This is a genomic window from Paenibacillus sp. JNUCC-31, assembly GCF_014844075.1.
Taxonomy (GTDB): Bacteria; Bacillota; Bacilli; order Paenibacillales; family Paenibacillaceae; genus Paenibacillus.
Map to the genome: position 1 here is coordinate 670,222 of NZ_CP062165.1, position 23,587 is coordinate 693,808.

Consider the following 23,587-nt stretch of genomic DNA (forward strand, 5'->3'; position numbering starts at 1 on the left):
ATGTCCCAAGGATATAACATTATTCAATCTCTATCCTTTTAATTGTGCCACAAAGTTGCGAATTTGCAACAGCCCTGCCTCACGTGTATCCGGGTTTTCAAGAAGAGGAATCGCTTCTTCCACCTGACGAACAATAGCACTGCCTACAACCACACCGTCACAGATGCGGGAGAAGCGAGCCACCTGCTCGTGGCTGGAAATACCGAATCCTACAGCAACCGGAAGGTCTGTCAGACTTTTTACCGTTTCAATGAAGCTTTCCACGCCATCGAAGAAAGAAGCTCGCTCTCCTGTTACGCCCAGTGAAGAGACACAATAGATAAAACCACGTGCTCCCGTAACAATACGTTCGATCCTGGCGTTAGAGGTAGGAGCCACAAGTGGAACCAAGTGCACACCTGCTGCATCCGCACGGCGACGCATTTCCTCTGCCTCCTCAATCGGAAGATCCGGGATGATCATGCCGCTGATTTCATGTTTGACCAACTCGTCAAAAAATACATCCAGCCCCGTCTGCAACACCGGATTATAATAAGTGAACAGAACAAAAGGCATTTTCACACCCTCTGCACGTGCTCTTGCTGCTGTTTCCATACAAGTCCGAATCGTGATCTGACTTTTCAAGGCACGCTCCGAAGCACGCTGAATTACGGGTCCATCCGCGAGCGGATCGGAATAGGGAACACCGAGTTCCAAAATGTCCGCTCCCGCGTGCTCCAACTCCTTAATGATTTCCACCGTGGTATCCACATCGGGATCTCCAACGGTAAGGAATGGAATCAAGGCTGTACGGTTCTGTTCTTTCAATTGCTGGAAGGTCTGGTCCATCAAGTTCATGCCAAGTCCCCTCCCGTATATTTCATAATCGATTCAACGTCTTTGTCACCACGACCGGACAGACAGATTACAACGATATCGTCAGCGCCGAGTTCAGGTGCGAGCTTGACGACCTGAGCGACAGCATGTGCTGACTCCAGCGCGGGTATGATACCTTCTGTTCGACTTAGCAATTGAAGGGCATCCAATGCTTCTTGGTCCGTAATGGGTACGTATTTCGCACGTTCGATGTCCTTGAGATAGGAATGTTCCGGACCAACACCCGGATAATCAAGTCCCGCCGAAATGGAATGCGCTGGCTGAACCTGTCCATATTCATCCTGCAAGAGATAACTCATCGAACCTTGGAATACACCATGTGTTCCTTTGCTCATCGTAGCCGCATGGAACTCGGTATCCACCCCTTTACCGGCAGCCTCAACACCAATAAGCTTCACATCCTGATCTTCAATAAACGGATAGAACATGCCGATTGCATTACTTCCGCCGCCTACAGCTGCAACAATTACATCCGGCAACCGTCCTTCAATCTCCTGAATCTGACGTCTTGTCTCATCACCGATTACTCGCTGGAAGTTACGAACCATCATTGGGTACGGGTGAGGACCGACTACGGATCCAAGAACGTAAAAGGTATCTTCTACATTACTAACCCAGTAGCGGAGTGCCTCGTTACCTGCATCTTTCAATGTCCGCGTTCCAGATGTAACCGGAATGACTTCTGCTCCAAGCAGCTTCATCCGAAATACGTTCAGCTGTTGTCGCTGCGTATCTTCTTCACCCATAAACACTTTACATTCAAGGCCCAACAGAGCAGCGACTGTGGCCGTGGCAACGCCATGTTGCCCTGCACCCGTTTCTGCGATCACTTTCTTTTTCCCCATCCGTTTAGCCAGCAGTCCCTGCCCAATAGCATTATTGATCTTGTGCGCACCTGTATGATTCAGGTCTTCACGTTTCAGATAAATTTTGGGCCCACCCAAGCGGCGGGACAATTGCTCTGCATGGTATAAAGGTGTTTCCCGGCCAGAATACTCACTTAGCAAATAATTTAATTCCTTGTTGAATTCCTCGTCTTCTGAGAAGTGGCTGTACGCTTCTTCCAACTCGATCAGAGCGTTCATTAGTGTCTCAGGTACAAAGCGGCCTCCGAAGGGACCGAAACGCCCGTGTTGATCCGGCAATTGATGTGTCATGCCTGCTTCACCCTTTCTACAAATGCTGTTATTTTCGCAATATCCTTCACACCTTCGGACTCTACGCCGCTGGAAACATCGACGCCGTTCGGTGCATATGTCTGTATCAGTTGTTGCACATTATCCGGCTGTAATCCACCTGCCACGAACAACGCAATTCCATGATTTCTCGCCCATTCGGCATAGAAAGGAATTCGTTCCCAGGCAAAGGTTTTACCGGAACCCCCTCCATAGAGCGGGTCGTAAGTATCGAGCAATATGGCGTCCACCACATTTTTATATGGATCAAGTGCCATCAAGGCATTATCTTCAGTTAATGAACCTTCTTCATCCTTGGGAAAAGAAAAAGCCTTGAACACTTCGGTATCAAAACGTTGTTTCACCTGTTCACAAAAATCCGGCGATTCCTGTCCATGCAGCTGAATGACATCCAGACGTGAAACCTTCATGATACTGTCCAGCTCTTCGAGCGTGGGATTCACGAAAACACCCGCCAGCTTCGGCCGATCAAACATCGTCCAGTCCAAAAGAACAGTTCTTAGCTCAGCACCCTGTTCAGGTGTAATTCGGCGACGGGATGGGGCAAAAATAACACCAATGTAATCCACAGGCAAGTTTATCATCGATTTTAGCACTTCAACGTCCTGAAGTCCACATATTTTTATAGCCGCTGCCGGCTGACTTCGCAGATTCTCATCTCTACTGCTTGTGCCGTCATCATTGAATGCACTCATGCTTTTGGTCCCATCAGTTCGTAAACCGCAGCCTCAACATCATCCTTGCGCATCAGATGCTCTCCAACAAGGATACCATGTACACCTGCCTTAATAAGAGATTCCAATGGCTGCGGACCGTCAATTCCACTTTCACTGATCAAGGTTACACTATCCGGAATCAAGTCCATCAAATCCAGCGTGGTGTTCAGACTAGTTTCGAACGTTTTCAGATTGCGATTGTTGATACCTACAAGTGTTGCCTGCGGAATATCCAATACTTGCTCCAGTTCGGTCCGATCATGAACTTCAATTAATGCATCAAGGCCCAGACTTTTGGCAAACGTCAGATATTGACGCATCTGTTCGGGTGTCAGAATGCTCGCAATCAGCAAAACAGCATCCGCGCCAAGCAGCCTTGCCTCGGCAATCTGTCGTTCATCTATAATAAAATCCTTGCGCAGCAGCGGTATGTTCACAGCCTGATGAATCGCCTGCAAGTATTCGCTATTTCCCTGGAAATAAGAAACATCAGTCAATACCGAGATACAATCCGCTCCAGCCCGCTCGTATGCGGAAGCGATCTCTACCGGATGGAAATCAGGACGTATCAGTCCTTTGGACGGAGATGCCTTCTTTACCTCGGCAATGAGGCCGAGCTTACGGTTGCGATCCTCTGATAAAGCTCGTTCAAATCCACGAGTATTGGGTAATGCGTCTATCTTTTTCAACGCATCGTCCATCTGAAAGGTTTGTGCAAGAACTTCAACTTCTTTATGTTTAGTTGCTACGATTCGATCAAGATACATGACTGTACGCCTCCGTTGTATGAATTAACTGTTCCAGTTTCCCGGCAGCCTTGCCGGAGTCTACAGCTTCTGTCGCCATCAACACACCTTCTGCAATGGTGTCCGCGAGACCAGATACGTATATGCACGCACCGGCATTCAAAAGAACGACATCACGGTATGCACTTCGCTCTCCCTTGAAGATCCTTTTAATAATTTCTGCATTCTGGGCTGCATTTCCTCCAAGGACTGATTCCAGCGGATGCAATGAAAGCCCCACATCACGTGGATCAATATCATAGGTCTGCACTTCACCGTTACGCAATTCAGATACCTGGGTAGGTGCGGAAATACTGATTTCATCCAGACCATCATGACTCGCAACGACCAAAGCTCTTTTCAGTCCCAGACGATTCAGCACCTCAGCAATCATCGGAGTCCGGCTGCGGTCATACAGACCAAGCAATTGGCGATCGGCCCCGGCAGGGTTGGTTAGCGGTCCAAGCATGTTAAAGATTGTGCGTACACCCAGCTCTTTTCTTGGCGCAGCCGCATGTTTCATGGAAGGATGATACACCTGGGCAAAACAGAAACAGATTCCAATCTCATCAAGGCACTGCCTCGCCTGTTCTCCGTTCAGATGAATATTCACACCAAGCGCTTCTAGTACATCCGCACTTCCTGCTTTGCCTGATGCCGAGCGATTGCCATGTTTCGCAACCCGAACAGAAACTGCTGAAGCAATAATGGCTGACGCCGTTGAAATATTGAACTTATGAATACCTGAACCACCCGTTCCACAGGTGTCCAACAGTCCATTACCGTCTGTCAGAATTCGTCCACCCTGCCCACGCATGGCCTCCGCAAACCCGGTGATTTCATCCACCGTCTCCCCCTTCATCCGCAAGGCCATAAGCAACCCCCCGATTTGAGCCGGAGTCGCTTCACCTCTCATGATGGAATACATCAAGTCGCGTGCTTCCGCCTGCTCCAGATGGCTGCCCTCCAAAATTTTGGCAAGGCCATTTTTCATTCCTTCCGCTTGGCTTGTTTCAGTTACGGGCCGTTTGGATTCTTCATTCATTACTGGGTTCATACTCATTTCCGGTCTCTCCTCTCTCAGTTCTGTACAGCTGTGGCTGGAGTAACAAAATAATCAGCGTTGGCCAGGTTCATGATACTGTCCTTCTCTTTCGCAGGAAACATGGCTTCTGCTGTACGGATCGCCTTTAATAGTGCCTTGGCTTTATTTACCGTTTCTTCATATTCATTCTCAGGTACGGAGTCCCATACGATTCCGGCTCCAGCCTGCACATATGCTTTTCCTTTTTTGAAAATAATCGTTCGAATGGTAATACAGGAATCCATGTTCCCCGAGAACCCGAGATAACCGATGGCTCCTGCATACGCACCTCGTGCTTCTTTCTCCAGTTCCGCGATGATCTCCATTGCACGCAGCTTCGGCGCCCCAGATACCGTTCCTGCTGGCAAACAGGAGAGAAATGCATCAAAGAAATCCTTGTCTTCTCTAAGCTCACCTGTAACATTGGACACCATGTGCATGACGTGGGAATAACGCTCAATCTCCATGAACATGTCACATTTCACACTTCCAAAGTTAGATACTCGGCCCAGATCGTTGCGACCCAAATCGACAAGCATCAGATGTTCTGCGCGTTCCTTCTCATCCTGAAGCAGATCCGCTGCCAGCGCACGATCTTCGGCTTCCGTAGCTCCTCTTGGACGAGTCCCCGCAATCGGTCGTGTCTCTACGCGGTTTCCATCCACTTTGACCAGTGCTTCAGGTGAGGTCCCAACAATAATCTCATCATCCATCTTCAGATAGTACATATAAGGGGAAGGATTCAATGTCCGAAGAACCCGATATACATGCAGCGGAGAAACTTCGGTATCAATATGGAATCGTTGGGATAATACTACTTGAAAAATATCTCCTGCCCGAATGTACTCTTTGGCCTGCTCTACATTACCAATAAACTGTTCTTTAGTTAGATTGGATTGAATATCCCCTAATTCAATATCTCCTGGAATGGAGCGCGGATTCAGGTTCTCCCCTGGTCCTTGCTGCTGTAAACGTTCAGCGGCTTGTTCCAGCTTCTCTGAGGTTAAGGCATAAGCTTGACGGATATCATCATCCGTTGCACCGTCTTTCACATGTACATTTCCCACCAGCAGCATCTGCTGCTTCACATGGTCGAACACGATAATCTGGTCACAGAACATGAAGCGTATATCGTCCATTTTCAGATCATCCAACGCATGAGCTGGGAGCTTCTCATAATATTGCAGCAGATCGTATCCAAAGAAACCAATGGCCCCGCCCGTGAATGGTGGCAGTTCATCATCTTTCGGACTGCGATACTTACGCAGCAGTGCTTTGAGTTCTTCAATCGGTTTGCCTGGCAATTCCCGAGTATGGCCAGCTTCTTCTACCATAATCCTGCCTTTTTTGGCTGAAATCATCAGGAACGGATCTGTACCGATGAAGGAATATCTCGCCCATTGAATCCCACCCTCCACACTTTCCAGCAGAAATGCCCGGTCGTTGTCAGCATAACGGCGGAAAATTCGAATTGGGGTCTCCATGTCTGCCAGAATCCGTTTGACTACCGGAATCAGATTATATTCATTCGACATTTTCAGTACTTGATTAACGTTTGGCGTTATCATCAGATCACGTCCTTTCAGATTAGGTAGAAGAAAAGTACTACATACAACAAAAAAAGCCTCTACCATCAGGTAGAGGCTTGATTATAAGCTGTTTCAACAGGTTGGTGCTTCATAAATAACAAGTCCCTATACATACACCGTTACCGAATTATTATACAGGCTGTGGTATGGATGTATTATGCATCCAGCCAAAACAAAGGAAATGTAGCGGTATACACTGAACTTTATCCGATTCGTGCATTCTTTCAAAGAAATGCATAAGGATATGGATTGTGTTATACCAAAACAAACGATGTCCTAAGACATGTTCCCTTGCCTTAATCCTGTTTCAAATTCCGTAGCATGACGTACCGCGAATCAGTTCACCGGCTACTGTTGCTCCGGCTACCACCCGCTGGACTCTGCTATATACTCCACTCGTCTCAGCTGCTCTCAGCTCAATCTCATACTCTACTCAACTGGTTCTCACTATACATTATTCCGAACGATTTGACAACCACCCTAATGTTACGAATTGGAAGGTGCCGCCAAATCCGGCCGAAGAGACTGTGCCCCATTGAGGTATACGTGGTGAATCTCATTCTGACTTTTTCCTGTGTTGATGTGTACCATAAAACGAATGCACTGTGGCAAAGCTCCTGCAACCGGAACTTCGAGTGCACACATCAAGGGTACAAGCTCCCAGCCGTCTAACTGACGAATCGCCTTTGCCGGGAACGCAGCATCCAGATCTCCTGTCATCGTAATCCACACACTGCAAATATCTTCAGGTGTAATCTCGTTACGATCCACAATTTCCTGCAATAGCACAGCCGTTTCTTTCAAAATCTGTTCTTCGTTGTTATGCGTGACCGTTGTGGCCCCGCGAATCCCCCGAGTAAACATCGCTTTTATTCTCCCTTCTTGAGCCATTCAATGACGTCGCGTACTACCGTTACAGGCACGTCCTTCACAATTCGGGCGGCGCCGATCCGGTCAGGAATAATGAAGACCATATGACCTTCACGAAACTTTTTGTCATGCATCATTGCATCCATTAATTCATCCGTTTCCAAATGTTTTGGCATCGTCACCGGAAGGCGCAATGAACGCAGCATGCGGACCGTATCGTCATAGAGCCCTGCCGGTGCTCCCAGCTTCTCGCCAAGTAATGCCGAGCCTGCCATACCAATGGAGATGGCTTCACCATGCAAAAATTCGCCGTAGCCGGCAATCGCTTCAATCGCATGACCAATCGTATGACCCAGATTCAACAACGCACGTTCTCCATGTTCACGTTCGTCTCTGGATACAATCTCTGCCTTGATGCCACAGCCACGTTCCAAACCGTAACCCAAAGCCTCCGAATCAAGGGCAAGCAGTTCCTCCGCATGCTCCTCACACCAGTATGCAAAAGCTCCGTCCCGAATCAGTCCGTGCTTTAACATTTCTGACAAGCCAGCTGAAACATCGCGCGGCGGTAGAGATTGAAGAGTATCCACATCATAGAGCACAAGCTCTGGCTGATGGAATGCACCAATCATATTTTTCGCCAGTGGATGATTGACTGCTACCTTGCCGCCAACACTGCTGTCGTGCGCCAGGATCGTCGTAGGCACTTGTATAAACTTGATTCCGCGCATATATGTAGCAGCAACAAAACCAGCCAGATCCCCCACTACACCGCCGCCTAAAGCAACAATAGCCGAACTGCGGTCCAGTTTGCCTTCGATGGCGACAGTCATCATATCCTGATAGACCGAAAGGGATTTCGACGTTTCACCAGAAGGGACCACTGCTGAGACGACTATAAAACCTGCCGTCCGCAGCGTTTGTTCAAGATCTGACAAATATTTGGGTGCCACATTCTCATCGGTAATAATGAGTAGCGGGCTTTTTTTGGTCAAGCCATATTGCTCAAAATATTGGGGTGCTTGAGCCAGCAAGCCGCTGCCAATCAGGATTGGATAAGAGCGCTCCTCCAACTGCACTGTCAGCTGGCGCATCTTAGTAATTCTCCAGTTGATTATTGTAGCTTTCAAAGTTCGAGCGGATTTCCTCCATGGAATCTCCACCGAATTTCTCAAGGAAAGCCTTCGCAATTTCCCAGGCTACCACATGCTCCATAACGACACTAGCTGCCGGAACTGCACATGCATCTGAACGCTCAACCTGAGCTGTGAATGCTTCTTTTGTATCGATATCCACACTTTGAAGCGGTTTGTACAATGTAGGAATAGGTTTCATAACTCCACGTACCACAACCGGCATTCCGTTGGTCATTCCACCCTCGAATCCGCCAAGACGGTTAGTCGCCCGATGGTAACCGCGCTCTTCACTATACATAATCTCATCATGTACCTGAGAACCACGAATGGTTCCGGCTTCGAAGCCGATACCAATTTCAACACCCTTGAATGCATTAATGGACATCACACCCTGAGCGATTCGTGCATCCAGTTTGCGATCATACTGTACGTAGCTCCCAAGACCCACAGGCACACCTTCAACGATACATTCCACGATTCCCCCGATGGAATCACCTTCCTGCTTGATTTGATCGATGTAGGCCTCCATCTTCTTCTCGGTTTCTGCATCGGTCACACGTACGGAGGAAGCTTCTGTCACTTCGATCAGTTCATCGATCGGCAGATCCTGATAAGGTGCTTCGATCTCTCCAATGCGCAGCACACGACCTGCTACTTTGATCCCAAATTCAGCGAGGAATTGACGTGCAATGGCGCCACAAGCTACACGAACTGTTGTCTCACGGGCACTGGAACGCTCCAGTACGTTACGCAAGTCTTTCAGGTTATACTTCAGTCCTCCGTTCAGATCAGCATGTCCCGGACGTGGACGATGAACACGACGTTTCTCTTCATCGCTGCCTTCAATCGGCTCAATATTCATAATCTTCTGCCAGTGTTTCCAGTCATTATTTTGAACGACCAATGCTACTGGAGCACCCGTTGTATATCCGTGACGGATACCACCAACGAAATTGGCCTGATCTTTCTCAATTTGCATCCGGCGACCACGGCCATATCCTTTCTGGCGGCGTTGAAGCTGGAAATTCAGCTCTTCAAAGTCAATATTCAGATTACTAGGCAAACCTTCAATAATTGCGGTTAATTGGGGTCCGTGCGTCTCCCCTGCGGTTAAATAGCGTAAACTCATAATACGTTCCCCCTTTAAACTGTTAAACTTCACATTGCTAAAATCCCATAATTTCTTTGCTTATTATAGTATAGCTGACGGGCTTTGACAAGAAAGCCGATCGTTTCTTCTCCGAGATTGACCTGCCTGGATGAGTGATAACCAAGATTATGACGTGTGAGGGTTATTTTCCATCCAGCCGTTATACAAATAACCGCCTGGACACATGTACATGTGCACTCCAGACGGTTATGACATCAATTGAAGTTATTTTTTGCGATAAAAGAATGTCTCCGCTGTCTCCAGACCATATTGTCCCGGGGAGAAAATCTGTTCCGTACTGCCCACAAATAAAATACCACCTGGACGCAAGCTTGCTGCAAACTTATGGTACAGCAGGTTTTTGGCTTCCTCGGTAAAATAGATCATGACATTTCGGCACACAATCAGATCATATCCATCGTCAAAATGATCGAGCAACAGATTTTGTTTCATGAACTTGACAGAACTTTTTAATTGCTCATCAATGCGGTATACCAAGCCATCTTGCTTAAAGTATCGATTGGCCGTTTCCTTCGGTACGTCTTTGAGCGAGCGTTCCATATAACGCCCTTCCTTGGCTTTCGCAAGAGCTCCTTCATCCAGGTCACTTGCTGTGATGGAGCTTCCCTTAAGAATCCCCATCGTGTCCAGTATCATCGCCAAAGTGTAAGGCTCCTCGCCTGTGGAGCAAGCCGCACTCCACACTTTAACTCCACGTTTCGAACCCTGCAACTCAGGCAGGATTTCATCTCGCAGCACTTCCCAGCGATTGGGATTCCGCCAAAATTCCGAGACGTTAATGGTCATGCGATCCAGAAATTCGTAGAACAGTGACTTGTCTTTCTGCATGGCATCAAAAAAGATAGAAAACGTATGAAATCCGTTTTTGTTACGAAGTGTGGTCAGCCTTCTTTTCATCTGGCCTTCCTTGTATTGAGCAAGATCAATACCTGTGCTCTCTTTGATTTTACGAATAAATCCGGTGTAATCCGGGTCTAGTAGTTGTTCCTGCTCCAGCATCGTATCACCCTTCTGGCTAATAAATTACAACCAGGCTGCGATGCTCTTGTCGTACGTTACCAGCTCATCGGGAGCAAAGAAGTTTGCTGCTTCACGTAAGGCACTTTCTGGTGAATCTGCCCCATGAATCAGATTATGCGGTGTATGGCTGGCGAAATCTCCGCGAATCGTTCCCGGAGCCGCTTCCTTCACATTGGTTTTACCGATTACGATGCGTGCAAGCGCCACGATGTCGTCCCCTTCCCAAACCATGGCAAATACAGGTCCAGAAGTGATAAAACGCACCAGGTCATCGAAAAACGGTTTTCCCTCATGTTCAGCATAATGGCGTTTGGCCTGATCCTCAGACATTTGCACCAGTTTGCCTGCCACCAACTTAAATCCTTTGTCTTCCAGACGGCTAACGATACGCCCAATCAAACCACGCTGCACACCATCCGGCTTCACCATCAAAAATGTACGATCCATAGGCTCACTCCTCACTCACGGTTCAAAGTTATTTCATTATGTAAACGCAATCCCTTTGATTGTAACATACATGTCCAGATCCCCCCAATGAGGAATATCACATGTTTGTTATTTTTTGAGTAAGTACATCTGCCCAGGAAGCTTCATTTTTCCAAGCTCTTGTAGAAAACAGAGAAATGATCAAAACAGATTAATGAGTACGTTGGACCACAAAATGTGCGATATCACGCAGGTTTTTGGTCGTCTTGATGTTAGGCAGTTGATCCAGAGCATCGAGCGCTTTCTTCATATATCGGTCAGCCAGGGCTTCTGCTTTAGCAATTCCTTGACTTTGGCGAATCATTCCAATCGCGTCGGACGCACTTGCCCGCCCCTCCTCATGCTGAACACGGGAAATTTCCTTTAGCAAAGGTTCACGCAAATCAGGCTCCTGCAACGCGTACAGTACGGGCAGCGTAATATTGCCTTGCTTCATGTCACTGCCTGGGGGCTTGCCCAGTTGCTTCTCAGTGCCGACCAGATCAAGTACATCGTCCTGAATCTGGAACGCCATACCCACGTTGTAACCGTAGGTGTACAGCAACGAACATACATGTTCCGGCGCACGAGTGGCAAGCGCCCCCAGCTGGCAGCTGACAGCAATAAGAAGCGCCGTTTTGCGACGAATTCGCAAGAGATAGTTACGTACACTTTGTCCCGTATTGAAAAAATCCCGAATTTGTTCCATTTCACCAATGGACATCTGCACCATCGCTTTGGCCAGAATACGGTGTATCGCCGGATCGGACAGGCCCGCCGTCATTTTAAGCGCTTTGCCGTAAATATAATCTCCGGTATACATCGCAATCCGATTATCCCATTTGGATTTCACCGTTGGTTTGCCACGTCGTGTCTCGGCATTATCAATAACATCATCATGAACCAGAGAAGCCGAGTGAATCAATTCCAACGGAACTGCTACCAGCTTTAGGCGCTCGATGTCGTATGTACCAAATTTCCCGCCAAGCAGCACAAATACAGGACGTAATCGCTTCCCCCCTGCCTTAAGCAGGTGAAGTGAGGTTTCGCTCAGCAGTTTCTGTTCTCCCTGAACGCTGCGGTACAACTCTTTTTCAATGTAATTCATGTCCTTTTTTAACAACCCGAAAATATCCAATAGTTTCATTCGTTCACCCGTGTCAGCGTATTATCAGTCCATAAATCCATGCTTACCTTCCCCTCCAGCAAGTCGGGCCTGCAGGCATAACGAAAAACCAGGGCTTGCCTTTCCTGCTTGCGTTCTTCTTTAACGTACTAACCTTGTTCGAATGTCATGGCTGACACTCGGGAATTAAACTCTGCGACTTGTTCTGAAACATAAGTTCAGAAGCTGCCGGAGCATGGGTCAAGGCTGTGGCTCATACGAAGCATGACCATCAGCGCTCACCAATACCCCGGTATTTGGGGGGCGACCAAGTCACTTATGCACTTACTTATCAGATACAAAGCGAGAGTACTTGGTCCTATCCCCGTTCATCCGGTTCTCCCCATCTCGTAAACAGTTGATGTGGAATGCGAAGGCTATCGAGCACCTTACCCACCAGAAAAAGAATCAACTCGTCCATCGTTTGGGGTTTGTAATAAAAAGCAGGCATCGCTGGTATCATTCGGACACCAAGCCGGGAGAGCTTCAACATGTTCTCCAGATGGATTGCATGTAAAGGCGTCTCACGCGGTACCAAAATCAGTGTTCTTCCCTCTTTCATCATGACATCAGCAGCACGGGACATCAGATTATCGGACGCCCCCTGTGCAATCGATGAAAGAGTGCCCATGGAACATGGCATAATTATCATGCCTTCTGCCAGGAAAGAACCGCTTGCGATTGAGGCACCAATATCACTAACGGGATGATAGATTAGGGAACCAGCACGTTTGCCGAATTTTTCTTCCAGCACATGGTCCCGGTTCGTAATATCCCAGTCCATTTCTTCTTTCAATACACGCCAGCCGGCATTGGATATCACCAGATGCACGGTGTAATCCAGATCAAGCAGCGTTTCAATTAACCTGATGCCATATATACTGCCACTCGCTCCGGTAATTCCGACAACCAGTCGTTTATTTTCCGGCTGATGCATCTTTATTTCACCGCCAGATCAATTAGAGTAAATGTAAATACAACCAGGCTTAGTACACTGTTCATGGTAAAGAACGCGGTTTGCACCCGGCTCATGTCATTTGGCGATACAATATAGTGCTCATAGAAAAGAATACCATAAGTAATCAGCATTCCGGCACCATACCACCAGCTTAGATCAGTCATCAATAACAAGGCCAGAAAACCAACTGCGGTAATCACGTGAAATAACTTGGCGATCTGCAATGATGTGTTAAGACCGAAACGGGAAGGTATGGAATGAAGTCCCTCACCCTGATCGAACTCCAGATCCTGACATGCGTAAATGATATCGAACCCTGCTGTCCAGAACACAATCGTAACGTACAGCACAATCGCTGTCCAATCCATTGTACCCGTTACAGCTACCCAACCCCCAAGCGGAGCCAGACCAATAGTCATACCGAGTACTACATGGCACAACCATGTGAAACGTTTGGTATATGAATACAATACCAGCATAAATACAGCTATCGGCAACAATTGCATGGATAACACGTTAAGGTTGGAAGATGCCCAGAACAAAAGCACAAACGACAATATGATAAAAATAACGACCTCACCGTTTTTCAATAAACCGGCCGGAATCGCTCTCATCGCGGTACGTGGGTTTTTCTTGTCTATCGCCTGGTCAATCATGCGGTTCAAGCCAAAAGCAGCGCTTCTTGCACCAATCATTGCCAGTAATACCCACATAATCTGGAGCCAGGTTGGGAATGTATCATTCACTACCATGGAACCGAGAATGGCCCCCATAAATGCAAAAGGTAATGCGAAAAGCGTATGTTCAATCTTGATCATTTCTAAAAAGATGCGAATTTTCCTAAACATGCTGATTCTCCTTGGTTCCAATATGCAGTGCCGCGATACCTCCGGTCAGAGGATAGGCCTGCACTTGCTTCAATCCGGTTTCTGCAAAAATATCGGCCAGTTCCTTCCTCCCTGGAAAAAGTGCCAGTGAGTCCGGCAGCCATTTATACTGCTCATAACGTTTGGCAAACAATTTGGCAATCTTCGGTAGTAATTGTTCAAAATAAAAATAATAAATGGCTTTAAACGGTTGCCATGTCGGCTTAGATAATTCCAGACAGACTACCATGCCTCCCGGCTTCACGACACGCTTCATCTCCGACAGAACCTGACGAAGATCAGGAACGTTGCGTAATCCAAATCCAATAGTGACATAATCAAATGAATTGTCCTCAAAGGGAAGTGACATCGCATTGCCTTGAACCAGCGTGATCTGTTTCTGACGGTTTACTGCATTAACCTTGGTCTGCCCAACTTCGAGCATATTGCTGCTAAAATCAAGCCCATGCATGTGACCCGTTTCACTTGCCTGGGCCATGGCGAGTGTCCAGTCACACGTACCGCAGCATAAATCGAGCCCGGTATCGCCTTTGGACATATTCATCTTCTTCATGGTGAATTTACGCCAAGCCTTGTGCCTGCGGAAACTCAGAATATCATTCATGACGTCATATTTCCCGGCTATACTCTGAAAAACCGAATGGACAAATTCTTCTTTCGGTTTGGTCTCTCCGCTCCCCATTCGTCTGTCTCCCCCTCAATCTTCCCTTACTGCCGCATGTGAAGGCTGCAAATACGTCAGGTAAGGCTCCAGTATTGCATCGAATTCATGCAAGCCCAATGGATTCTCCTCGTCTTGCAACAACTGCTGTATGCGGCGTGTGCAGTCTCGAAGCTTGTCCAGCAAAACTTCGCCAATTCGATGCTTGAGGACCATTCTGCTCCATGTCCGTGCATCCATCTCTGGCTGACGAAGCCATTTCTGCTCGTCGTCGTTGCCGTGTTCGTAAATATGCCAGAAAGCATAACTGTGATAAAAGTTTTGATCGTCGTTCATCCGTCGCAACTCTTCCGCGATCATTTCGCAGCAGCTGATTTCCGACAGCAGACTGTTCCATAGGGACTGTTCCTTGGAACCAATCATGTCTGAAAAAGAAAGAAACAGCTGCATCTTCAGCTGTACCGTTTCACGCAAGTATTCTTCAGCCGAAACGAGGAGTTTTTTCATCCGTTCATACAGCGTCATCTTGCGTGCATTCACTTCGGATACAGCACCACTGAGTTTGCCGATCATTTCAATTCTGCCCGCATGAGCGAGCAACTGATAGAAACGGCTGCTCAGATAGTCTCCGGCAAGCACGTTCAACTGGCGCGAACGCATCTCCTGTTCTCTGCGCTCTCCGGATATCGTATCAATCCGATCATGCGTATCCATAGCCAACTGAACGAGCGAGGTTGCAAGAGCGTAAAGCTCATCATGCACCTTTTCGTCTGTCCGGCCCACAAATACCTGCAGCAGACGTGCCCGGCTATCCGGAAATGATGGGATTTCCGTATGTTGTCGAATCATGTCGTAATCCGTATATTTCTTTGCTAGTTGGGGTACGCGATATGAATTCATTCTCAGCCTCCGAGCCTTTACATTGTTAAACCATTTCTGCACTACAATCTTATATATTATAGCATATGTTTATCGGACACGCACTGAATCCTGCTATTCTATTACCCCTGACTTGTCATTTCGAATTGCTTCTTCCACAGTTCCGTCTCCATCATATGAAACCAGTCCTTTAATTCTTCCGAGAGGATTGGACTTTTCCAGCTTCGAAGCGTTTCGATTGCATACATCGGCCATTCTCCACGTCGAAAATCAGCTGCAAGTAATAAATGCCTTTTGTGCAGCCATTCGTCCTCAGCCATCACACGCAGCAACACCTGATTCACATTGTCGAGACTTTGAAAGCCAAGATCAGCCACAGCAGCCATATTAGCATAGATTTCGGTGTAGCTAGTGCCGGTTCCGGTGACTTTGAGATCAAGCGTCAAAATCGATTGTTTCCATTCCACCCTCGCGATGGGTGTGGATAGTTGAAGGGTACTCAGCACATCCACCAGATTTTCTTCCGATAACTGAGCTGGATGCCTTGTGGCAGAAACCGGTTGCGCCCTTTCTCCGCCCCATGTTCGAATATGTAAGGTTTGTATGGCAACAAGCAGAAGGACCGCTGCAACCGTTGCCAGCAGTGAAGCAGTCACGATCATCCGCGGTTTCATAAATGCCTCCCTGCCCTTACCTGTTAGTGTAGTCTGTCCGGTAAAGGCTCATACCTCATTGTACAATGAAAAAAAGCAGGCTATGCCTGCAATTTTCATTATTCGGACTGAACCTGTCCATGCTTGGTAATCAGGGTAGCTTTTCCACGGATTTTAATGGCTGAAGTATGGTTCGTAAATTGGGCAAACATGACTTCTCCCTTGTCCAGCTTCTCGGTATGATGAAAGCGTGTATCCTGACCTCGGGTTAAGCCGATCACCTGGACACCATTCTCCTCTGCCTTAATTACAATATAATCACTGCCGGTTGGATGATCCATTACGCACGACCCCTCTCCTAGTTCAATAGCGTTAATGATGATAAAGATTGTTTCATTTGTCAACCAACCCTTATGTGTAAGGTGCGCAACATTCTGTTACCCCTTGGTCATACTACAGTTAATCCCGCCACAGAAAGGAGAGACCTTATGAAGTATGCCCCTGCAGCGCTGACAGACGAGCATATTCACCAATTAAGAGAAATAGAGCATCATCTGTCTGCAGCCGCTGGAGAAGAACTCATTCTCATAGCCTATGCACAACAATCGGACGAGCCAGAGTCCCTGAACAAAAGGGAGACAGATCAATAGTGGGCAAAAGAAAAGGCCGTGAACAAGTCACGGTCTTTTTGTCGACATATGGAATATGTAGAAATCTTATTTAATTCCGTCTTTGAGCGCTTTACCTGGTTTGAATGCAGGAATTTTGCTCGCAGGAATTTCGATTTCTTCACCTGTTTGCGGGTTGCGTCCTTTACGTGCAGAGCGCTCGCGAACTTCGAAGTTCCCAAAACCAACCAATTGTACTTTGTCTCCGCTTTGAAGAGCACCAGAGATTGCTTCGAATACGGCATCAACCGCTTTCGTTACATCCTTCTTGGACAATTCAGTCGCTTCAGACACTTGTGTAATCAAGTCTGATTTGTTCATTGTTTTTTCACCTCCTGAATCAATGTCCTGAATGTTATACTGTGTTTCCGTTTTATAGCGAAATATACGTTCATACGCAAAAAATCTACGTACATCTTGAGCGTGATGAACACAAATCTCCGCCTGCGGTCAACAGTCATTTCCGGCAGAATGTCGCCTGAAACAAAGGTTGTTTCGGACGCCGAACAAATTTTATACTAATACAGACAGCCCACAATTTCAAGTGCGGTTGCGGTTTAAGACGTAAAATGTCACTGCCAGGGCAAGGACGAGCACTCCACCCTTGACAATATCATGGGTGAAATATTGGACATTCATCATGGTCAAACCGTTGACCAATACACCAATTAGAACCGAGCCGATAAACGTTCCAATCACGTTCGGTTTACCTGCGCCAAATACAGAGAAGCCGACAAACACAGCTGCCACCGATTCCATTAACAACGGAGATCCCGCGTCGATTTGCCCTGATCCTACTTTGGATGCATAGATAATACCTCCAATTGCAGCAAACACTCCAGCTGCCACATAGGCGAGAGTGCGCACCTTTTTCACCTTGATTCCAGACAGACGTGCCGCTTCCTCATTACCCCCAGTAACGTACATCTGGCGCCCATACTTTGTATACGTCAAAAAGATATGCACAGCAATCACAGCAATGAGCAGCAGGATGACCGAAATCGGCATACCCAGCCATTTTCCCTGCCCAATCAATAGAAATGTGGGATCCATCTCCCCGGCAGCTTTACTCCCGTCAGGAAATTGCATATGGTTGTATATCGTGTAACCTTGGGCATACGTTTTGTGAATTCCACCGATGATGTACATCGTGGCAAGTGTCGCCAGCAGATCCGGGATACGGAGTTTCACGATCAGCAAGGAATTAAGCCAACCAATAACAGCCCCAATGATTAGAGGGACAATAATGACAACAGCCAGCGGCTGCTGGTACCAAATCATTAACGAAGCGGTAACGACAGTCGTTAGCGAGACGGTTGCCCCCACCGAGAGGTCAAATCCATCTACAATGAGAGATAAGGTTACACCAATCGCCACAAATGTCACAATGGAGATGGAACCCAATATATCTGTCAAGTTACTGTACGTAAAGAAATATGGCAATTTAATACCGAAAAATGCAATAACACCAACAATAACGATAATCGCACCATAACGGAACGCAAAATCCAATGATTTATCCTTCATGCTTCCACCTCTTGTCCACCGCTTGCATAGTATAGCAGCTGTTCTTGGTTAGTCTCGCCCCGTTTGAATTCCTTGACAATAGTCCCTTCACACATTACTGCAATTCGGTCACCAATGCCCAATCCTTCATCCAGTTCACATGTGAAATAGATTACAGCTTTTCCTGCCAAAGCCAATTCGTTAATAATGCGAAAAATGTCACTTTTTGCACCGATATCAACACCTTTTGTCGGCTCATCAAATATAAATACGTCTGCATCCGCATTCAGCCATTTGCCAATAGCGACTTTCTGTTGATTGCCTCCGCTTAAATATTTCACTTCCTGCCGAACGGACGATGTTTTGATTCCGAGTTGCTGGACCAGAGATTCCGCGTTCTCACGTTCACGCTTTCGGCTCACAAAGCCCAATGTACTTAGGCGTCCCAGCAACGGCAGGCTCAAATTCCGTTCCACATTTTCCTGGATCAGAATCCCCTGTTTACGACGTTCTTCCGGCACGGAAACAATGCCTAGAGCAGCGGCATCCGCAGGTTGGGAGAGGTGAAGCTCACGGTGATTCAGCCGAATTTCTCCACTCTCCAGACGATCTGCACCAATCAGCAAGCGGGAGCATTCCGTTTTGCCTGCACCAACCAAACCTATCACGGCAAGCACCTCGCCTCGACGAACAGAAAGATTCACTCCCTTAACCCTGAGTCCACGACGAAGTCCGCGTGCTTCCAGCAATACCTCACCTATTGGCGCTTCTGTCTTGGGAAACTCTTCCTCAAACGGTTTACCCAGCATATGCGTCACCAGATCATTAATCGTAAGCCCCCGTGCTTCACCTGTGAATACATGCTGCCCATCTCTCATTACTGTGACCCGATCACAGTGACTCGTAACTTCAGGAAGACGGTGAGTAATGAAAATACATGCCACACCCCGATCTTTCAACAAATGCACAATTCTAAAAAAGGCGTCGGTTTCTTCCCGGCTTAGTGGCGCAGTCGGTTCGTCAAATATAATGACCTTGGCATCCTGAATCAGAATGCGTGCCAGCAGAATCATCTGTTTCTCCGCCAATGTCAGGTCCGCTACCTTTTTGTGTACCGATATGTCTGCCCCCAGTTGCTGCAAAGCTTCAGCTGCACGCTGTTGCAGTTTCCGAGGACTTTTCCACCAGCCTCCGCCAGACGACGCCAGTTGGTCCAACATAATATTCTCGGCTGCCGTCAATTGAGGAACCAATGCAGCATCGACCTCTTGGTACACACAATGAATACCGTTTGACTTGGCCTCACCAGGTGATGATAATTGAAGAGTTTGTCCACTCAATCGGATGGTGCCTTGATCCAGCTGGTATGCACCAGACAAAATTTTCATTAATGTGCTCTTCCCCGCACCATTTGCCCCCAGAAGCGCATGAATCTCTCCACCTTTTACCAAGAACTGCACATCTTTCAGGGCAGGAATGCCTGCAAATTGCTTATGAATATGTTCCATTTGAAGCAGGATCGGTACAGTGCTCATGACGCAAACCTCCTATCACTCCCCGCTGGGATTATCGATATCCTCATGCATTTAAATTTCGTCATCATGGTTGGAAAAAGCGCGCCTTGCGGCGCGCCCCTTACGCTGCTTTATTTAGCAGTAACCCCGTACTCTGTCATCCAATCCTTGATTCCCTGTGTACTTCCTCCCCAGCCCTCAACATACTCGGACAGCTCTGAAGTGGAGATTTGTTTGTCAGGCAGCGCCTCACGTTGCACATAGACTGGATTGAGAACCACTTGGTCTTCCGTCTCATCCCCGTTCAGTTTCTGGTACGCATAACGAACCTGTACACGACCAATGTCTGTTGGATCAACCGCTGCGGAAGCAACCCACGGATTTTTCGGATCCTGGATCATCTGCAAATCTTCATCACTCATATCAATGCCGTACACTTTGATTTCGTCACGTCCTGCTTGCTGAATGGCACGTGCTGCACCTTTGGCGAATTCATCCCATGCAGTCCAGACAGCTGTGATTTCGCCTTTTGGATATTGTTTCAGGATTGCTTCCATCTTGGCTTGTGTATCCAAAGCCGGGTTCTGTGCTGAACCAAATGTCGCAATCTCCTTAATATCCGGGTTATCTTTCAAGAACTTGCCGTAGGCAAGTTGGCGGCGTTCCATCGGTGCAAATCCGGCTACCCATACTTTTACAATGTTTCCTTTTCCACTGATGTCCTTTTTCATTTGCTCCAGCGTCAATTCAGCCATCTTCTGATCATCCTGGGACAGCACTGTTGCTCCAGGAACGCTAATGTCTGCGTCGAAAACAACAACCGGGATATTTTGCGCTACTGCCTTTTTCACACCTGGCTCCAGCAAGGAATCTCCGTGGTCGGTCAAAATGGCATCGAACTTCTGATTAATCGCGCTATCGAGCAACGATACCATCTTGGCTTTATCATTATCGGCAACAAACGTAGTCAGTTCCCCACCGAATTTTTCGATTTCTTCTTTAACGCCTTGCACATATTGCTGTGAGAACGTGCCTGTGTTAAATTCCATAATCAATGCGACTCTTTTGCCGCTCAATGGACCAGTGACTGCTTCTGTCTTGGGCTTGTCCTCAGTCGTTCCCGAAGCTGTAGTCGAAGCAGGTTCTTTTTTGATCCCGCAAGCGGACAGCGCTAATGTAAATACGAGCAATACACTCAACCATATCCATTTTGTATCTTTCTTTTTCATCTCTGTCTCCCCCTGTTCACACTCTCTGTGATCTCGATCACAATCGTTGAATATTAATATAACGGCTAATCCCTAGTATGTAAATGGGTTTTAGCAATTTAAAGCTAAAACTCGCTAAGTTTTTACGAAACGTATAACTTTCCATCCAATTCATCCAGAATAAAGGAAAACAAAAACAAGAAAAAGACCGTAAAGGGGGGCCTTTACGGTCTTTTGGCATTACAGAATAATGGCGATTAATCCACCCGAACCTTCGTTGATGATACGTCCAAGCGTCTCTTGCAGTTTGTATCGAGCATTGTCCGGCATCATTGCGATCTTACCCTGTATACCTTCTCTGACGATAGAGTGCAGCGAACGACCGAACATATCTGAATCCCATACCTTGATTGGATCGTTCTCGAAGTCCTGCATCAGGTACCTCACCAGTTCCTCACTCTGCTTTTCCGTTCCGATAATCGGAGCAAACTCCGATTCCACATCCACCCGGATCATGTGAATGGAAGGTGCGGTCGCTTTCAGGCGGACACCAAATTTGGTACCCTGCCGAATGAGTTCTGGTTCATCCAGTGCCATCTCGGCGAGAGATGGAGCCGCAATACCGTAACCGGTCGTTTTGACCATCTCCAGCGCTTCAGCAAAGCGATCGTACTCTCTCTTCGCATGGGAGAATTCCTGCATTAGTTGCAGCAGATGATCCTTCCCTCGAATTTCAATACCGACGACTTCCACGAGGATCTGATCGTATAATTCATCTGGTGCATACAAGTCAATTTCCGCAACGCCTTGCCCCATATTCATGCCGCTCAGCCCTGCTCGGTCGATGAATTCATACTCCATAAACTGGGCGACAACCCGATCCACGTCACGCAGCCTGCGAATATCCTTAACTGTGTCGCGCACTGAGTTTTCGTAGTTGCTGCGCAGCCAGTGGTTCTCATTGAGCACCATCACCCAGCTCGGCAGGTTTACATTCACTTCATGCACAGGGAATTCATACAGCACTTCACGAAGCACACCTGTCACATCATCTTCTGTCATTGTCGCTGCACTGAGTGTCATGACTGGAATGTCATATTTGGCTGCAAGCTCACTGCGCAACTGCAATGCTTCCTCACTGCGAGGACGGGTCGAGTTGATCACCAGTACAAACGGCTTACCGACTTCCTTCAGTTCAGCAATAACCCGTTCTTCTGACTCCACATAAGAGCTGCGGGCAATTTCTGCGATCGTACCATCTGTTGTGACAACCACACCCAACGTGGAGTGCTCCTGGATGACCTTGCGTGTGCCGATCTCAGCTGCTTCCTGAAAAGGAATTGGCTCTTCGAACCAGGGTGTGGAGATCATGCGTGGTCCATTCTCGTCCTCGTATCCCTTGGCTCCTTCCACAGCGTAACCTACACAATCCACAAGGCGCACATTGACATCAAGTCCCTCTGCGACCTTGATTTGAACCGCGTTATTCGGTACGAATTTTGGCTCCGTAGTCATGATTGTTTTGCCAGCTGCGCTCTGTGGCAGTTCATCTACTGCCCTCGCGCGATCAGCCTCGTTTGTGATGTTTGGCAACACAATCGTTTCCATGAAACGTTTGATAAATGTTGATTTACCCGTCCGGACTGCGCCGACAACCCCGAGATAGATATCCCCTCCGGTCCGCTCGGCAATGTCCTTAAAAATGTCCACTTTCTCCAATGAAATCCCCTCCCTAAATTACTCCGAAGGAAAAATGCTAAAGAGCATCCGCTTCGTTTTTTCAATCAGAAGACTGAAATCCCTGCAACGGTAGAGCCGCCTTTGTGAGTGCCCGGAAGTCGTCCGCCGCCGAACGTTGCATTCTGATGAAACCGGCGAAAGCGGCGTTAACTCGTACATGCAATTGGACTAGTATCATCTTATGTATCCGTATGCAGCATTATGACGCGTTTTTTGTTTTTTTCTCAAGGTAGTGACCTTGTGAGAATCGCCTTCTCTCGGACTGCGCGTCTTTATTTCAATCTACTTTATGTGTAAGGCGAAGCATTTATGACCGTTCATTGATTTGTAATTGGTGGTATTCATCAAGCCTTACAAAAGTTATACTTAGGAGGAAACCATTAAAAGCAGAGCATAGAACAGAGATGAGCAGAGAAAGGTGAGATGAGTGTGGCACAGATCAAGATTTACGGATTGAGAGACCAACTGAATCCAATAAAAGAGCAGCTTTCACAAGTTATACATTCCGTTATGATGGATGTCTTGGGATTACCCGAGAATAAGAGGTTTCATCGGTACTTCCCTATGGGGACGGAGGACTTCCTTTTCTCTCCGGATCGTTCAGCAAATTATACGATTATTGAAATCAGCATGTTCGAGGGCCGATCCGATCTGTCGAAGAGAGAACTCATGATGCAATTATTCTCAAGGTTAAATGATCAATTGAATTTATCACCCACAGATGTGGAGATTACGCTATTCGAGACGCCGCGCAATCATTGGGGGATTCGTGGATTGCCTGGCGATGAGCTTGGTTTGTCTTATCAGGTGGAGGTCTGAACAAAGTTATCTGAACTTTTC

The 23,587-nt window shown here is 47.4% G+C and carries 25 protein-coding genes; 2 read left to right on the plus strand and 23 right to left on the minus strand.

The window, feature by feature from the left end; translation table 11 throughout:
- Positions 1-30 precede the first annotated feature (30 nt).
- From trpA to mtrB, 18 genes are all read right to left on the minus strand, one after another.
- Entirely contained in the window at positions 31-837 is an 807-nt protein-coding gene (gene trpA, locus JNUCC31_RS02750) for a tryptophan synthase subunit alpha (RefSeq protein WP_192268351.1), read from the minus strand.
- The gene (gene trpB / locus JNUCC31_RS02755; RefSeq protein ID WP_192268353.1) at positions 834-2,033 is read right to left on the minus strand and encodes a tryptophan synthase subunit beta; all 1,200 of its coding nucleotides are present in this window, start codon (positions 2,031-2,033) and stop codon (positions 834-836) included. The genes trpA and trpB overlap by 4 nt, the downstream gene beginning before the upstream one ends.
- Positions 2,030-2,767 (minus strand): phosphoribosylanthranilate isomerase, encoded by a 738-nt coding sequence (locus tag JNUCC31_RS02760; protein WP_192268355.1) that lies wholly within the window; start codon positions 2,765-2,767, stop codon positions 2,030-2,032. The genes trpB and JNUCC31_RS02760 overlap by 4 nt, the downstream gene beginning before the upstream one ends.
- On the minus strand, positions 2,764-3,555 hold the full coding sequence (gene trpC, locus JNUCC31_RS02765; protein WP_192268357.1) for an indole-3-glycerol phosphate synthase TrpC: 792 nt from the start codon (positions 3,553-3,555) through the stop codon (positions 2,764-2,766). Before trpC ends, JNUCC31_RS02760 begins: the two co-directional genes overlap by 4 nt.
- Positions 3,545-4,618 carry an anthranilate phosphoribosyltransferase gene (gene trpD, locus JNUCC31_RS02770; protein ID WP_192272686.1) on the minus strand — a complete coding sequence of 358 codons (1,074 nt, stop codon included), beginning with the start codon at positions 4,616-4,618 and terminating at the stop codon, positions 3,545-3,547. Before trpD ends, trpC begins: the two co-directional genes overlap by 11 nt.
- A 35-nt stretch (positions 4,619-4,653) precedes the next feature.
- Entirely contained in the window at positions 4,654-6,225 is a 1,572-nt protein-coding gene (gene trpE / locus JNUCC31_RS02775; RefSeq protein WP_192268359.1) for an anthranilate synthase component I, read from the minus strand.
- A gap of 507 nt (positions 6,226-6,732) precedes the next feature.
- The gene (aroH, locus tag JNUCC31_RS02780) at positions 6,733-7,110 is read right to left on the minus strand and encodes a chorismate mutase (RefSeq protein ID WP_192268361.1); all 378 of its coding nucleotides are present in this window, start codon (positions 7,108-7,110) and stop codon (positions 6,733-6,735) included.
- Positions 7,111-7,115: 5 nt separating this feature from the next.
- Positions 7,116-8,210 carry a 3-dehydroquinate synthase gene (aroB, locus tag JNUCC31_RS02785; RefSeq protein WP_192268363.1) on the minus strand — a complete coding sequence of 365 codons (1,095 nt, stop codon included), beginning with the start codon at positions 8,208-8,210 and terminating at the stop codon, positions 7,116-7,118.
- A gap of 1 nt (position 8,211) precedes the next feature.
- Positions 8,212-9,381 (minus strand): chorismate synthase, encoded by a 1,170-nt coding sequence (gene aroC, locus JNUCC31_RS02790; protein WP_192268365.1) that lies wholly within the window; start codon positions 9,379-9,381, stop codon positions 8,212-8,214.
- Positions 9,382-9,627: 246 nt separating this feature from the next.
- Complete coding sequence (locus JNUCC31_RS02795) at positions 9,628-10,422, minus strand: CheR family methyltransferase (protein ID WP_192268367.1); 795 nt, start codon at positions 10,420-10,422, stop codon at positions 9,628-9,630.
- Between the two features lie 24 nt (positions 10,423-10,446).
- Positions 10,447-10,890 carry a nucleoside-diphosphate kinase gene (ndk, locus tag JNUCC31_RS02800; RefSeq protein ID WP_192268369.1) on the minus strand — a complete coding sequence of 148 codons (444 nt, stop codon included), beginning with the start codon at positions 10,888-10,890 and terminating at the stop codon, positions 10,447-10,449.
- Between the two features lie 190 nt (positions 10,891-11,080).
- Positions 11,081-12,055, minus strand: coding sequence for a polyprenyl synthetase family protein (locus JNUCC31_RS02805; protein WP_192268371.1), 975 nt, complete (start codon positions 12,053-12,055; stop codon positions 11,081-11,083).
- Between the two features lie 337 nt (positions 12,056-12,392).
- Entirely contained in the window at positions 12,393-13,010 is a 618-nt protein-coding gene (locus JNUCC31_RS02810) for a UbiX family flavin prenyltransferase (protein WP_192268373.1), read from the minus strand.
- Positions 13,011-13,012: 2 nt separating this feature from the next.
- A complete protein-coding gene (locus tag JNUCC31_RS02815; protein WP_192268375.1) occupies positions 13,013-13,879 on the minus strand; it encodes a UbiA-like polyprenyltransferase in 867 nt (288 codons plus the stop codon).
- Positions 13,872-14,600 carry a demethylmenaquinone methyltransferase gene (locus JNUCC31_RS02820; RefSeq protein ID WP_062327382.1) on the minus strand — a complete coding sequence of 243 codons (729 nt, stop codon included), beginning with the start codon at positions 14,598-14,600 and terminating at the stop codon, positions 13,872-13,874. The genes JNUCC31_RS02815 and JNUCC31_RS02820 overlap by 8 nt, the downstream gene beginning before the upstream one ends.
- A 15-nt stretch (positions 14,601-14,615) precedes the next feature.
- Entirely contained in the window at positions 14,616-15,479 is an 864-nt protein-coding gene (locus JNUCC31_RS02825; RefSeq protein ID WP_192268377.1) for a heptaprenyl diphosphate synthase component 1, read from the minus strand.
- A gap of 101 nt (positions 15,480-15,580) precedes the next feature.
- Positions 15,581-16,132, minus strand: coding sequence for a hypothetical protein (locus JNUCC31_RS02830; RefSeq protein ID WP_192268379.1), 552 nt, complete (start codon positions 16,130-16,132; stop codon positions 15,581-15,583).
- 98 nt (positions 16,133-16,230) lie between these two features.
- The gene (gene mtrB / locus JNUCC31_RS02835; RefSeq protein WP_062327625.1) at positions 16,231-16,452 is read right to left on the minus strand and encodes a trp RNA-binding attenuation protein MtrB; all 222 of its coding nucleotides are present in this window, start codon (positions 16,450-16,452) and stop codon (positions 16,231-16,233) included.
- Positions 16,453-16,599: 147 nt separating this feature from the next.
- Between mtrB and JNUCC31_RS02840 the strand changes: the two genes are divergently transcribed.
- A complete protein-coding gene (locus JNUCC31_RS02840) occupies positions 16,600-16,761 on the plus strand; it encodes a hypothetical protein (protein ID WP_192268381.1) in 162 nt (53 codons plus the stop codon).
- Positions 16,762-16,827: 66 nt separating this feature from the next.
- Here JNUCC31_RS02840 and JNUCC31_RS02845 read toward each other — a convergent pair whose 3' ends face one another.
- From JNUCC31_RS02845 to spoIVA, 5 genes are all read right to left on the minus strand, one after another.
- The gene (locus tag JNUCC31_RS02845) at positions 16,828-17,100 is read right to left on the minus strand and encodes an HU family DNA-binding protein (protein WP_062327372.1); all 273 of its coding nucleotides are present in this window, start codon (positions 17,098-17,100) and stop codon (positions 16,828-16,830) included.
- 219 nt (positions 17,101-17,319) lie between these two features.
- Positions 17,320-18,306: an ABC transporter permease gene (locus JNUCC31_RS02850; RefSeq protein ID WP_192268383.1), complete on the minus strand. Its 987-nt coding sequence runs from the start codon at positions 18,304-18,306 to the stop codon at positions 17,320-17,322.
- Positions 18,303-19,820 carry a sugar ABC transporter ATP-binding protein gene (locus tag JNUCC31_RS02855; protein ID WP_192268385.1) on the minus strand — a complete coding sequence of 506 codons (1,518 nt, stop codon included), beginning with the start codon at positions 19,818-19,820 and terminating at the stop codon, positions 18,303-18,305. Before JNUCC31_RS02855 ends, JNUCC31_RS02850 begins: the two co-directional genes overlap by 4 nt.
- A gap of 110 nt (positions 19,821-19,930) precedes the next feature.
- The gene (locus JNUCC31_RS02860) at positions 19,931-21,028 is read right to left on the minus strand and encodes a sugar ABC transporter substrate-binding protein (RefSeq protein ID WP_192268387.1); all 1,098 of its coding nucleotides are present in this window, start codon (positions 21,026-21,028) and stop codon (positions 19,931-19,933) included.
- A gap of 219 nt (positions 21,029-21,247) precedes the next feature.
- Positions 21,248-22,726 (minus strand): stage IV sporulation protein A, encoded by a 1,479-nt coding sequence (gene spoIVA, locus JNUCC31_RS02865; protein WP_024630674.1) that lies wholly within the window; start codon positions 22,724-22,726, stop codon positions 21,248-21,250.
- A 450-nt stretch (positions 22,727-23,176) separates the two neighbouring features.
- Between spoIVA and JNUCC31_RS02870 the strand changes: the two genes are divergently transcribed.
- Complete coding sequence (locus tag JNUCC31_RS02870; protein ID WP_192268389.1) at positions 23,177-23,566, plus strand: tautomerase family protein; 390 nt, start codon at positions 23,177-23,179, stop codon at positions 23,564-23,566.
- Positions 23,567-23,587: the final 21 nt, after the last annotated feature.

Coding starts and splice junctions, on each gene's coding strand:
- trpA (WP_192268351.1), bottom strand. CDS start 837: ATGAACTTGATGGACCAGACCTTCCAGCAATTGAAAGAACAGAACCGT.
- trpB (WP_192268353.1), bottom strand. CDS start 2,033: ATGACACATCAATTGCCGGATCAACACGGGCGTTTCGGTCCCTTCGGA.
- JNUCC31_RS02760 (WP_192268355.1), bottom strand. CDS start 2,767: ATGAGTGCATTCAATGATGACGGCACAAGCAGTAGAGATGAGAATCTG.
- trpC (WP_192268357.1), bottom strand. CDS start 3,555: ATGTATCTTGATCGAATCGTAGCAACTAAACATAAAGAAGTTGAAGTT.
- trpD (WP_192272686.1), bottom strand. CDS start 4,618: ATGAATGAAGAATCCAAACGGCCCGTAACTGAAACAAGCCAAGCGGAA.
- trpE (WP_192268359.1), bottom strand. CDS start 6,225: ATGATAACGCCAAACGTTAATCAAGTACTGAAAATGTCGAATGAATAT.
- aroH (WP_192268361.1), bottom strand. CDS start 7,110: ATGTTTACTCGGGGGATTCGCGGGGCCACAACGGTCACGCATAACAAC.
- aroB (WP_192268363.1), bottom strand. CDS start 8,210: ATGCGCCAGCTGACAGTGCAGTTGGAGGAGCGCTCTTATCCAATCCTG.
- aroC (WP_192268365.1), bottom strand. CDS start 9,381: ATGAGTTTACGCTATTTAACCGCAGGGGAGACGCACGGACCCCAATTA.
- JNUCC31_RS02795 (WP_192268367.1), bottom strand. CDS start 10,422: ATGCTGGAGCAGGAACAACTACTAGACCCGGATTACACCGGATTTATT.
- ndk (WP_192268369.1), bottom strand. CDS start 10,890: ATGGATCGTACATTTTTGATGGTGAAGCCGGATGGTGTGCAGCGTGGT.
- JNUCC31_RS02805 (WP_192268371.1), bottom strand. CDS start 12,055: ATGAAACTATTGGATATTTTCGGGTTGTTAAAAAAGGACATGAATTAC.
- JNUCC31_RS02810 (WP_192268373.1), bottom strand. CDS start 13,010: ATGCATCAGCCGGAAAATAAACGACTGGTTGTCGGAATTACCGGAGCG.
- JNUCC31_RS02815 (WP_192268375.1), bottom strand. CDS start 13,879: ATGTTTAGGAAAATTCGCATCTTTTTAGAAATGATCAAGATTGAACAT.
- JNUCC31_RS02820 (WP_062327382.1), bottom strand. CDS start 14,600: ATGGGGAGCGGAGAGACCAAACCGAAAGAAGAATTTGTCCATTCGGTT.
- JNUCC31_RS02825 (WP_192268377.1), bottom strand. CDS start 15,479: ATGAATTCATATCGCGTACCCCAACTAGCAAAGAAATATACGGATTAC.
- JNUCC31_RS02830 (WP_192268379.1), bottom strand. CDS start 16,132: ATGAAACCGCGGATGATCGTGACTGCTTCACTGCTGGCAACGGTTGCA.
- mtrB (WP_062327625.1), bottom strand. CDS start 16,452: ATGGATCATCCAACCGGCAGTGATTATATTGTAATTAAGGCAGAGGAG.
- JNUCC31_RS02840 (WP_192268381.1), top strand. CDS start 16,600: ATGAAGTATGCCCCTGCAGCGCTGACAGACGAGCATATTCACCAATTA.
- JNUCC31_RS02845 (WP_062327372.1), bottom strand. CDS start 17,100: ATGAACAAATCAGACTTGATTACACAAGTGTCTGAAGCGACTGAATTG.
- JNUCC31_RS02850 (WP_192268383.1), bottom strand. CDS start 18,306: ATGAAGGATAAATCATTGGATTTTGCGTTCCGTTATGGTGCGATTATC.
- JNUCC31_RS02855 (WP_192268385.1), bottom strand. CDS start 19,820: ATGAGCACTGTACCGATCCTGCTTCAAATGGAACATATTCATAAGCAA.
- JNUCC31_RS02860 (WP_192268387.1), bottom strand. CDS start 21,028: ATGAAAAAGAAAGATACAAAATGGATATGGTTGAGTGTATTGCTCGTA.